An 11615-nucleotide genomic window follows, 5' to 3' on the forward strand; every position below is an offset into this window, starting at 1 on the left:
TCGCTACCGGGACGCGGCCAGGGGGTTGTGCCGCCGCGCGCTCGATATCGTGCTCGGCATCCGCCTCGACGCGGCCGGTCCGAGCAGCGCGGCTGTCGTCGAGGTCAGTCCTCGTCGCTCTTCTTCTTGTCGCGGTCCATGGCCAGGTCGAGCGCGAGGACGCTGCCGATGATGAGCAGCGGGTCGACGCCGGCAGTGACCTGCACGGCGTAGGTGTCCCGGATCGTCAGCCACCGCTTGGAGACCGAGGCCACCTCGGTGCCGTCGCGTTCGATCACGTACTCGTGGTCGAGCAGGTCACCCTTCATCTCCAGGTCGTCAGGCCCCGGCACGTCGATGGTGAACTTGTCGCGGAACGGCGTGAGCAGCTTCTTGCGGACCTCTGCGGCCTTCTCGCCGCCGATCCGGATCTCGTACGTGGAACGCAGCGCCACCAGGTGCCGGTGCAGCGTGGCGACCTCATGGCCGGAAGCGTCCTCGATGACGACCTTGTTGCGGACGCTGAGCACCTTGCCGTCGACGTGGAAGACCTTGGTGCCGTGCTCGTCGAGCACGTCGAAGTCGTCGCCGATCGCGAAGAACCGCTCCTTGATGACAAACATGATTCGATTCTCCCCCACCACACGCCGAAGTGCCGGCCGAGAACGACCGGCACTTACCGCCGCCCTCATCAGGAGTCCTCCAGTGACGACCGAACGGCCCGGCGATCGTCGGCCCTCCGCGGAGGGTTGATCGCCGGGCCGCCCCGGTGACGAGCCGCGCAGGGCGGCCCCGCCGATCAGCCCGTCAGAGGCCGGCGGCGTGCGCGGCGGCGGTGCCGCCGATGACAGGTAGGACGATGTTGCTGCTCTTCAGCGCGACCTGGAGGTTCGCGGCGCTGGTGTCCGCCTGGCTGGAGTACTGCGGGTAGCTGGCCACGATGATCACGCCGATCCGGTGGCCGGGCTTGAAGACATAGTCCTCGGGCAGCAGCGGGAAGCTGAAGTTGTACGACTCCCCCTGCACCAGCGGCACGGCGACGCGGATCGACTGCCGGTTCTGGGCGTCCATGATGCCCTTGGTGACCAGCTCGTAGTCGGCCGTCGCCACCCGCTTCGTCGTCTGCTTGTAGCAGCCGTCGTCGGTCGGGCTGCTCTGGCCCCAGCAGTCCTCCGTGGTCAGGGTGATGATCCCCTCGCCGGAGGCCCGGTGCGCGACCCGCTCGTCGGTGCCGTAGTCGACCAGGATCGCCCCGAGGTTGGTGTCGGTCTGGTCGGCGGCGGCCCGCAGGTGCACTGTGGGTGTGCCGGAGATGTGCAGAGGCGCGGTGAGTGGCGCGGAGAGGAAGGCCAGCCGGTTGGGCTGCACCACGTCCGGGTTGAGGATCATGGTGTTCTGGCTCTGCGTGCGGCTGTCCTGGAACGCGCCGGTCGCCGGCTTCGCTGTGGGCACCAGCCCGAGACCGCCCGCGCCGGTGGTGCCGGGCTGGAGGAACACCTCAGTGTCGGCCGTGCCGGGGATCGGCCAGTCGGCGTGGGTCTCCCATACGTCGGCGGATCGTTCCAGGTCCACCCGCGGCTCATCCATGATGCCGTTGGCGACGTTCTGCAGCCAGAAGTCGAACCACCGGTGCAGCGTCGAGACCCACACCGACCGGCGCGAGTCGAACGGGTCGACGTGGCCCTCCTGCGACAGCCACAGCTTGCGCGGCACGTTGTTCTCCGCCAGGGCGTACCAGAACTTGCTGAAGTGGTCCGGGCGGACGTTGTCGTCGTTGAGGCCGTGGTAGAGCAGCACGCTGGCGGTGACGTTGGGGACCTTCTTGACGTAGCTGCGCTCGTTCCAGAAGGCCGTGTAGTCGCCGTGCTCGTCGCCGTCGGCGGCGCCTATCGCGTCGCGCACCGGCTTGCAGTACTCCCGGCGCTCCGGGTTGGTGACCGTGTTGGCCAGCGAGGACACATAGCTGTTGCCACGGGTGACCACGCCGTTGCTACGCACGTAGTCGTAGTACTCGGTCGGTCCGCTGATGGGCACGACAGTGGTCAGGCCCTTCACGCCGGTCACCGCCGTGGCCATGGCCAGCGAGCCGTCGTACGACTTGCCGATCATCCCCGTCCTGCCGTTGTGCCAGTCGGCCTTGACGACCTCGCCGGCGGCGTTGCGGGCGGTGGCCCGGCCGTTGAGCCAGTTGATGGCCTGCTTGGCGCTGAGGTTGTCCTGGTTGGCGTTGGTGGTCGGGCAGCCGGTGGAGTTGTTGGTGCCGACCATGTCCAGCAGGATGACCGCGTAGCCGCGCGGCACGAAGTAGTTGTCGTAGAACAGCGGCCACTTGTCGAGCAGCCCGTCGCCGTCGAGGTCCGCCTTGCATTCGGACTCGTTGCCTCGACAGACCGTCGAGTAGTAGGGGCTGGCGTCCATCACCACGGGGGCCTTGAGCCCCTCAGCGGTGGCCGCCGGCCGCATCAGGTCGAACGCGATGATGTCGCGCAGACCGTCGTTGTCGCTGTCGAAGGTGGAGTCGATGAACAGGCGTTCCCGGATGGCGTCGGCGTAGCCGAACACCGGCTGGGTGACGCCGTCCTGGACGACGATCGACGGCGGGTTGTCCGCTGCCAGCGCCTGTGGCGCCGCGCCGAGGGCGGCGAGCACAGTCGCGGACAGTACGGCCACGCCTGTGCGCCAGCGCGTTCCCACTGTAGGCATGCAGTCTCCTTGATGTGTCCGAGGCTGCGTACGCTACGAGCCGGTGGCCTGCGCCACCACCTGCACGTGTAGGAACTTCACCGGGTGTGGTTCGACGCGGGCCGCACCGAGGGCCTGGGCGACGGGGACTACGGCTGGTCGGCCAACACCAGTTCCCGCAGCCGCCGCTCGAGTGTCGGGGCGTCCAGCCCACCCGGCCAGCCGCGGAGCAGGGCGCCACCCTTGGCCACCAGCACGACGGCCGGCGGCTCCCGCACCGCGTACGACCGCCAGATCGTCTGCTGGTCGTCCAGGACGACCGGGTACTCGACCCGGTGAGCGCGGAGGTAGTCCTGGACCTCGTCGGCCTGGTCCGCGCCGGCCACGCCGACGAAGACCACCCGGTCGCGGTAGGCGCGGGCAAGGTCACCGAGGGCGGCCTGGCTGCTGGCGCAGGTCGTGCACCAGGAGCTGAAGAAGGTGAGCACGACGGGACGCTGCGCCCACAGCTCGGCGGCGGCGAACGGTGTGCCGTCGGTCAACGTGCCGGTGAACGCCGGGGCGGCCGGGGCGGTGGCGGGCGCCGGGCGCAACGCAAGGTCGGCGGGGACCGGCCCGGGCAGCGCCGCCGCCCCTCCGGCGGGTGCCGGCGCGGGCGCGGGCTCGGGCGTGCTGCATCCGCCCAGCAGCGCCGCCGCGAGCAGCAGCGGCAGGAGTGCCCGCCTCATGACGGGACCACCGCCACCAGCGCCGGGCCCTCGCTGCTGTCCGGCGTCAGGTCGAGCGCCGGGCGGCCGTCGACCTCCAATCGGTAGAGGGTCCGTTGCGGCACGCGCACTCCGACGGCGAACTCGCAGTAGGTGGGCAGACGTTCGACCCCCAGATCCTCGGCGAAGGCGACCACCGCGGTCCCCGGAGGCAACTGCCCGCTGGCCAGCGCCGTCCCGTCCGGGTCGAGCACGCGGAACGGCGCCCGGTTGTGGAAGTGCTGGTAGGGACCGGTGCCGGCGCAGTCCACGCCCGCGGCCCGGATGTTGATGTCGCGAACCAGGACCCGGACGGTCATCGGATCGACCGCCTCCCGGGCGGCTCCGACGGCGCCGCAGCCGGTCGCGCCGGCCAGCAACAGGGGCAGCAGAGTCGTGAAGCCTCGCCGCACGTCATCCTCCTTCCGTCCGCCTGCCGGGTCCGTGGCGGCCTGCCACCGCGGACCCGGCAGGAACGGGGTCAACCTCGGGCGTCGGTCAGGACTTCTCGACCCGGCACTGCTTGGTCACCGTCTTCGTCGGGTCGCTCTCCGAGGTCGCGGTGAGCTTCACGAAACCGGTGTCCGCGGCGGCGGCGGTGGCACCCACCGACACCTTGACCGTGGTGGCCTTGCCGAACTGCGCGGTGGCGAGCTGGTTGGGCAGCCAGGTCCGCCAGCCCTTGCCGGCCACCTCCGCCGACAGGCGGTAGACGTCCGACTTCAGGTACGCGCTGACGTTCTCCGGGTGCTGCTGCCCGCCGGCCGAGTACGAACCGGTGTTGGTCAGCTCGAACGAGCAGGTCACCCCGCGGTTGGTCAGCTTGCCGCCGCCGCTCACCTCGCCCTTGCCCAGCAGCACGCCGTGACTGCTCGGCCCGCCGGTGCCGTCGAGCGAACGCACCGCCACGGTGTAGGAGAGCGAGCCGGCCGAGTCCCGCTTGAGGTCGATGATGTAGAAGTGCAGCCGGTTGGCCTCGTCGACGTACTCGTACTGGCTGCCGGTGTCCGCACCGGCGTGGAACAGCGCGTCGGAGAGCTGCCGATAGTCACCCATGGTGATCTTCTGCGGGGTGCCGTCGGGCCGGTAGAAGTCGATCATGTCGATGTTCTGCGGGTTGGCGTCCACCACCCACTGGAACGGCGCGCTGTCGGCGTTCTTCGTCTTGCTGACCAGCACGCCGCTGTCCGGGGTGAAGGAGTCCGCGCCCATCCGGTCGACGACCTCGACCGTGTAGTTGTTGAAGTTGCCGCCGTCGCACAACGGGTCGGTGGTGACACCGCACGTCGGCGACAGGTCCTTGTTCAGCGCGATGTTCACGCCGCTCAGGCCCTTCTGGCCGGCGTCGACCGCCCGGGCCGTGACCTGCGCGACCACCAGGCCCGATGAGGCCAGTGACTCCCGCGACAGCCGCAGCACGTGCTCCTCACCGAGCAGGCCGATCTTGAGCTTGTCCCGCACCGTGTGCAGCGAGCCCATCGAGCCGCCGTTGGTCGGCGGGATCTGCCAGCGGGTGTGCGGACCGCCCGGGCCGTTGAACGACCCGCGCGACATCATGCTCCAGATCCCGGTGTACGCCCTGCGCAGCGGCTCGCCGTACGGGTTGTTGTAGTTGTCGCCGATGCCCAGCAGATGGGTCAACTCGTGGGCGTAGACGCCCATGCCGGAGCTCTCCCCCTGCGTCGAGGAGCCGCCGCCGGCATTCGGCCACAGTGTCGCCGCCGCCTTCCACGAGGTCCAGTCCACGTAGCGGGTCTTCGCCCAGTTCGGCAGGTTGGGGTCCGGCGGGCCCCAGGCGTCCGGCACGTCCTCCTTGTTCTGGAAGATCATCTGCCCGAACTCCTGCCAGGTCGACGACTCGTCCTGGCCGGCGCTGAGGATGAACACCAGCTCGTACTGGTTGGCGACCTCCTCGCCGACGGCCGCCCGCCAGGCGCCCAGGCCGTCGGTGCGGATGTTCTTGCCGCACACGTCCCCGCTCGGGCAGGCGCCCGGGTTGAACCCGTTGTCCAGCCCGTACTGGTAGGACTTGGCCGGCACCTGGTACGGCCCGAACCCGGTGAGGTCGACCCCGTAGCGGCCGTTGGAGTCCTGCATCCAGTACTCGTGCAGGGTGTGGCCCTTGTTGACGGTGTTCGGGGTGTTCAGGAAGTCCTGGTAGAACTTCGGCACGTCCGTCCGGGGAATGTTGGTCGCGACGGACTGGGGGTTGCCGAAGACCGTCGAACGGGCCCGCTGGGAGACCGCGAACGTCTCGTCAGGATAGTCGAGCGCCACCAGGGCGATCTTGAAGTTGCGGACCGAGCCGGACACGCTCGGGTCGGCCCAGTTCTTGCCGGGCACTGCCTTGTAGTCGTTCCAGGTCATCGTGTCCGGGTTCTGCCAGGCCTGCGGGTCGAGGACCTGGAACGGCGCGGTGCCGCCGGCCGGGTTGGCCGGGGCCGCGGCGGCCTGCGCCGCCCCGGTCGCCACGAGCGTGGTCGCCACGGCTGCGGCCAGCACGGCCCGCCTCAGCCGTGTTCGGTGGGGGGTAGCACGGTGCACGGAACCACCTCTCGTCGGAGGAACGCGGCGCTGGCGTCCCGGTGGGGGTGTCGCGGAACACCTGTCAGCAGGCCGCGCAGCGAATCTAGGAGTACGGGCCGGTGCCGGTCACTGTGCAGATGTCGGCAGGTGGGCCGGCGACTTCCGACACCTGAATGACCGGCGCCCGCCGGGGATCAGCCAGGGCCGGCCCCGCAAGCCGGATCGGCCGTTGCCGCGAGGGCCCGCAGCACGTCGCGGCGCACCAGGTCCGCGGCAGCCCCGGACAGGGGCCCGCGCGGTGGGCGGCACCGCCCTCCGAACCGTCCGGCGCAATCCATCGCGAGCTTGACGGCCTGCACGGCTTCCGGGCGGGAGGCCCAGCCGAGGATCGGGTGCAGCTCGGCGTAGAGCGGCAGCGCTCGGCCCAGGTCGCGGGCGACGCACAGCTCGTACAGGCGCACGGCCTGGCGGGGCAGCACGTTGGGCAGTGTGGCGACCCATCCGGTGGCGCCGCACAGCACCAGTTCGAGCACCACGTCGTCGGCGCCGACCAGCACGTCGATGTGCGGGCAGAGGTCCCGCAGGCGATGCAACCTGCGTACGTCGCCGGTGACCTCCTTGACCGCGACGATCCCGTCGATCTCGGCGACGGTCGCCAGCAGGTCCGGCGTGAGGTCCAACCGGGTGTCGTACGGGTCGTTGTGGGCGACCACCGGCAGGCCGACCGCCGCCACCTCCCGGAAGTGGGCGACGACGTCGGCGGTGCGGGCGGCGGGCCCGTCGGGTGGCCGCGCGAGCACGCCGTGGGCGCCGGCTTCGGCGGCCTGCTCCGCCCAGCGGCGGGCCTGCCTGCTGCCGTAGCCGCCGACGCCGGGCACCACCGCGCAGCCGGACGGCGCGGCCTGCACCGTCGCCCTCACCACGGCGGCCCGCTCATCGTCGGAGAGGGCCCGGTACTCCCCCATCGACGCGCACGGCGCGACCCCGTGGCACCCCTCGGCGGCGAGCCAACGGACGTGTTCCTGGAGCTTGTCGAAGTCGACCGACAGGTCGGCGCGAAACGGCGTGGTGATGGCGACCAGCACGCCCCGCCAGGGCCTACCAACTCCCACTCGGCAGTCCCCTCCCCACCGGCGCCGCTCGTCAACCCACCCGCACCGTGCACGGCCGCGCTGGTGCGGTCCGTACCGGAACCCTAGGAACGTCTGTCGCCCCCGGTCTTCGGACAGATGCCGGAACCGTCGCGACGCCGCCCGTCTTTTTGTCGTGACTTCGACAGTGGACCTTGCGCGATGGCCCACCGGCACCGGAGGGTAAGGACTGGCGGTCGCGCGATCCCTGTCACCAGCGCAACCATGGGAGTTACATGCACGGTGAGCTCCAGCGAATCGTCGACGCCGTCGCCGCCCGGGTGGGGCGACCCGCCCTCATCGAGGACCGGCGACAGCGGGTGGTCGCCTACAGCGAGCACGACGGCCCGATGGACGACGTCCGCCGGACGTCGATCCTGCGCCGGCAGACGACGCCGGAGGTGATCGCCTGGTTCCGAGACAAGGGCGTGCTCACGGCGCACGCGCCGATCCGCACTCCCGCGTGCGCCGAGCTGGACCTGCTGGCGAGGGTCTGCGTGCCGATCCGGCACGACGACCTGCTGCTCGGGTTCGTCTGGTTCATCGACGCGGACGGTTCGATGACCGACGCGGACATCGCCACCGCGACCGGCCCCTTCACCGACCTGTCGTTGGCCCTGTACCGGGAGAACCTGCTCGGTGAGCTCGCCTCACAGCGGGAGACCGAGGCCACCCGCACCCTGCTGGTGGAGAGCCGGCAGGCGCGCGAGCACGCGGCGCGGGCGCTACTGGAGGAGGGCGTGGTGGTCGCCGACGGGTCGACCGTCGCGCTCGTCGCCCAGCTCGTGCCGGCCGCCGGGAGGCAGCCCGACGAGGTGGCCCGGATCGCCCTGGAACAGGCCCTGGTCACCACCCGCCGGTGGATCGGCGTGCGGGAGACGCTGCACCTGGTCTGGCACGACCACGGGGTGCTGCTGGTCTGCGGCGACCGCGTCGCCGGCCGACCCTCGCCGGAAGCCTCTGCCGGGCACCTCAACGACGCGCTGGGCACCGCGACCCGCGGCCTGGCCTCGGTGGACCGGACGGTGACCGGGATCGGCCAGTCTCGCCCCGGGCTGTCCTGCGCGGTGGAGTCCTACCAGGAGGCCGCTCAGGCCGCCCGGGTCGGCACGCAACTGCCCGCGCTGGGTGGGGTGGTCTCCTGGGCCGGCCTGGGCATCTACCGGGTGCTCTCCCAACTGGACAGCCAGCACCTCGACGTCGCGGGTGTCCATCCCGGGCTGGAGCGGCTGCTGCGCGACGACGCCCACCAGGTGCTGCTGGAGACCCTGGAGGCCTACCTCGACCTGGCGGGCAACGCGCACGCGACCGCCGAGAGGCTCCGACTCCACCGGACCACCCTCTACTACCGCCTGCAACGGGTGGAACAGCTCGCCGGGACCGACCTCAAGGACGGCAACGAACGGCTGTGCCTGCACCTGGCCATGAAGCTCGGCCGGCTCAGCGGCCATTACCGCACGCCGTGACGCCACCGGCCCGGCCGTGGGACGGTCTCGCACGGTCCTCGTCACACGAGGCGGGTCATCCAACCGTACGGGTCGGCGGCCCGGCCGTACTGGATGTCGAGCAGGTGGCGGCGCAGCCGCATGGTCACCGAGTCCTCGGCGCCGGCCTTCGGGGCCGTCACCTCGCCGCCCTCCCAGACCAGGCGCCCGACCGGCGTGACCACCGCGCCGGTGCCACACGCGAAGACCTCGGTGATCGCGCCGGAGGCCACGCCCTCCTGCCATTCCCGGATCTCCACCGGGCGCTCCACGACCTCCAGGCCGAGATCCTTGGCGAGGATGAGGATCGACCCCCGGGTGACGCCCTCGAGGATCGTGCCGAGCTCCGGGGTGATGATCCGGCCGTCGGCCGTGATGAAGTAGACGTTCATGCCGCCGAGCTCCTCCACGTAGCGGCCCTCGGCGGCGTCCAGGAAACAGACCTGCTCACAGCCGTGCTCGGCGGCCTCGACCATCGGCGCCAGGCTGGAGGCGTAGTTGCCGCCGCACTTCGCCTCGCCCGTGCCGCCCCGCGCCGCCCGGGTGTACTCGGTGGAGAGCCAGATGGAGACCGGCTTGACACCACCGGAGAAGTACGCGCCGACCGGGCAGGAGATCACCATGTAGGTGATCTCCTTCGCCGGGCGGACACCCAGGAACGGCTCGGACGCGAACATGAACGGCCGCAGGTAGACGCTGTATTCGTCCTCGTCCGGCACCCACACCTGATCGGCACGGACCAGCCCCTCGACCGAGGCCATGAAGTCCGGCACCGGCAGTTCGGGTAGTGCCAGCCGCCGGGCGGACCGGGCGAAGCGCTCGGCGTTGGCCTGCGGCCGGAACGACCAGATCGAGCCGTCGCGGTGCCGGTACGCCTTCATCCCCTCAAAGATCTCCTGGGCGTAGTGCAGTACGGCCGCCGCCGGGTGCATGAGGATCGGACCGAAGGGGATGATCTCGGAGTCCTGCCAGCCGCCGTCCGGCCTCCACACCGCCCGTGCCATGTGGTCGGTGAAGTACGTGCCGAACCCCGGATTCGCCATGATCTCGGCTCGCCGCTGCGCGCTCGCCGGGCTCGGATTCTGGTGCAACGGGAACGACAGGCTCATCGCCGGGTCCTCTCATGGCCGCATCCCTGGGCGCTCAGGTCACCGAGAACGAACACGCAGGGGAAGGTTGTCGGATGACCGGTGCAGAATACCGACCGTATTGTCGCCGGTCGTAGACAGACTGCGGCGACCCGGAACGGCCGGCGCAGCCGGCTGCGGCTGGCCGGCAGTGCCGGGACCGAGACCTCGACGGTCAGGGTCGGAGCCACCAGGGGCTGGTGTAGGCCACCGCGAAGTCGTTACACGGGTGGCCGGCTGGGCCGGGGGTTCCGTTGGGTAGGGACGGGTCGGAGATCCGGAGCACCACCCAGTCGCCGTCGGTGACGTTGAGTGGCACTGTGAAGTCGGTGACCTGACCGTTGACGGTGTCGATGACGTCGACGACGGTCGGCGCCGAGGTGCCGGGACGGAGAACCTGGATCCGCAGGGGCTTGCCGTCCCAGGCCGAACCGCGGTCCAGATCCAGCAGGAACCGGACGTCTCCGGAGGTCACGTTCAGCACGCCACCCATGCGTACGCCGTTGGCGGTGGCGTCCACTCGAAGGCCCGAGACGCGCGTGGCGAAGGAACGGCGGGCGGCCATCGCCTCGAACACCGCGGCGCGGGTGTTCTCGGCGACCCACAGGCCGCTGCGGCCCTTACCCTCGTGGAAACCCCAACTGGTGCCGTGCTCGTCGGTGACGCCGGTCAGAGCCGGCCGCCAACCGGCGTTCAGGCAGGCCACCAGCGGTGACGTCGCACCCGACGACCAGCCCTCGAAGAGGAAGTCGTCGGTCCGGTTGAACATCTCCAGCCCCACGAGCTGATCGCGGGCCGAGGCGTTGAAGGAGAAGTTGTTGAACCGGCCCGCCTCCCGGCCGGGGTGATTGAAGCTCGCCAGGCCCCCGGGTCGGCCGGCGAGCCAGTTGTACAGGCTGCCGGGGCTGCCGGCCCGCAACAGGTCGGCGAAGTCGGAGGTGTTCCAGACGTTGATGTGCCCCTGCAACGGATGCGACCACTCGAACCCGCGGATCGCTGTGAACTGGCCCGGGTCGTTGGCCGCGTTGGCCAGGTCACCGGTGGTCCGCCACTCGGACGAACTGAGCCCGTCAATGGCGAAGAGGGTGGCGTGATCGGTCAACGCGGCGACGTCCAGACCGGCCTCGCGCATCGAGGCGAACGCGGCCTCGGCGCTGCCGTCACCGTCGGACATGACCGTGTGGTTGTGCATGTCGGTGTGGACCAGCATCGTGCCCTGGGTGATCCGGGACGACCGGCCGGCGCCGACCGCCGCGGTCGGGGCGCCGGCCATCGTCGTGTTGGCCGCCCTGGCGGCGGTCGGTAGCGCGGCCAGCATCAGTGTTCCGCCGGCACCGGCCAGCAGCGCCCGCCGGCCGAAGCCTGCGGGGATCTCAACCTGGCCGTACGGCACGTTGTCGTCGGGCCCGTGGTCGTGATGGCAGTGGTGCGGGTGTCGTCCAGTCATAGGTATATGGATGTCGATAGATCTGGCCGAGACGTCACGCCGAGTCGTCGGTCAGGCGAACACTGCGGTACGCGTGGTGTTGCTAGGTGAGGGTTGGTCACCGGACCAGGTCGGGCGCGGCACGTGCGTCTCGTCTGGCCAGCTCTCTGCGCGAGGTGATGCCGAGCTTGCGGAAGATCTTGCGTAGGTGATAGTCCACAGTGCTCGGACTGATGAACAGCTGTGCCGCCACCTCGCGGTTGGAAGCGCCGTTCGAGACCCGCCTCGCGATGTCTCGCTCCTGGGTCGTCAGGCAGCAGCTCTGGGCGAGGTGGTTGGCCGGCCATCGCCATGTCCAAGCGGGCCAAGGCGCACACCACCGAGATCAACGCCCCCCACCTGTCCATGGTCACGGACGCGGGCGCGGTCACCAACCAGATCGAGGCCGCCGCCAAGGCGACCAACTGACGCGACGACCGGCCGTGGGGGGGGGGGGCCGCGCGGCCCCGCCCGGA

General features: G+C 70.5%; 10 protein-coding genes. 1 reads left to right on the forward strand and 9 read right to left on the reverse strand.

The annotated features are described in order from the left end of the window. Window positions 1-104 precede the first annotated feature (104 nt). From ABZS40_RS29030 to ABZS40_RS29055, 6 genes are all read right to left on the reverse strand, one after another. Window positions 105-602, reverse strand: a complete 498-nt coding sequence (locus ABZS40_RS29030) for an LURP-one-related family protein (RefSeq protein ID WP_354946690.1) — start codon at window positions 600-602, stop codon at window positions 105-107. Window positions 603-786: 184 nt separating this feature from the next. Next, entirely contained in the window at window positions 787-2682 is a 1896-nt protein-coding gene (locus ABZS40_RS29035) for a CocE/NonD family hydrolase (protein ID WP_354946693.1), read from the reverse strand. A gap of 128 nt (window positions 2683-2810) precedes the next feature. After that, the gene (locus ABZS40_RS29040) at window positions 2811-3389 is read right to left on the reverse strand and encodes a redoxin domain-containing protein (protein WP_354946695.1); all 579 of its coding nucleotides are present in this window, start codon (window positions 3387-3389) and stop codon (window positions 2811-2813) included. Beyond that, a complete protein-coding gene (locus tag ABZS40_RS29045; RefSeq protein ID WP_354946697.1) occupies window positions 3386-3820 on the reverse strand; it encodes a hypothetical protein in 435 nt (144 codons plus the stop codon). The genes ABZS40_RS29040 and ABZS40_RS29045 overlap by 4 nt, the downstream gene beginning before the upstream one ends. An 85-nt stretch (window positions 3821-3905) precedes the next feature. Continuing rightward, complete coding sequence (locus ABZS40_RS29050) at window positions 3906-5909, reverse strand: M6 family metalloprotease domain-containing protein (protein WP_354946699.1); 2004 nt, start codon at window positions 5907-5909, stop codon at window positions 3906-3908. 218 nt (window positions 5910-6127) lie between these two features. Continuing rightward, window positions 6128-7045 carry a dihydrodipicolinate synthase family protein gene (locus ABZS40_RS29055; RefSeq protein ID WP_354946701.1) on the reverse strand — a complete coding sequence of 306 codons (918 nt, stop codon included), beginning with the start codon at window positions 7043-7045 and terminating at the stop codon, window positions 6128-6130. A gap of 254 nt (window positions 7046-7299) precedes the next feature. Between ABZS40_RS29055 and ABZS40_RS29060 the strand changes: the two genes are divergently transcribed. Beyond that, window positions 7300-8529 (forward strand): helix-turn-helix domain-containing protein, encoded by a 1230-nt coding sequence (locus ABZS40_RS29060; RefSeq protein WP_354946703.1) that lies wholly within the window; start codon window positions 7300-7302, stop codon window positions 8527-8529. 41 nt (window positions 8530-8570) lie between these two features. On the opposite strand, the gene ABZS40_RS29065 is transcribed toward ABZS40_RS29060, so the two are convergent. From ABZS40_RS29065 to ABZS40_RS29075, 3 genes are all read right to left on the reverse strand, one after another. Further along, the gene (locus ABZS40_RS29065; protein WP_354946705.1) at window positions 8571-9656 is read right to left on the reverse strand and encodes a branched-chain amino acid aminotransferase; all 1086 of its coding nucleotides are present in this window, start codon (window positions 9654-9656) and stop codon (window positions 8571-8573) included. A 193-nt stretch (window positions 9657-9849) separates the two neighbouring features. Next, window positions 9850-11121 (reverse strand): CehA/McbA family metallohydrolase, encoded by a 1272-nt coding sequence (locus tag ABZS40_RS29070; protein WP_354946707.1) that lies wholly within the window; start codon window positions 11119-11121, stop codon window positions 9850-9852. A 97-nt stretch (window positions 11122-11218) separates the two neighbouring features. After that, window positions 11219-11413: a helix-turn-helix transcriptional regulator gene (locus ABZS40_RS29075; protein ID WP_354946715.1), complete on the reverse strand. Its 195-nt coding sequence runs from the start codon at window positions 11411-11413 to the stop codon at window positions 11219-11221. Window positions 11414-11615 lie beyond the last annotated feature (202 nt).

Origin of the sequence: Micromonospora sp. NPDC005324 (genome assembly GCF_040607155.1) — a bacterium.
Taxonomy (GTDB): domain Bacteria; phylum Actinomycetota; class Actinomycetes; order Mycobacteriales; family Micromonosporaceae; genus Micromonospora; species Micromonospora trifolii.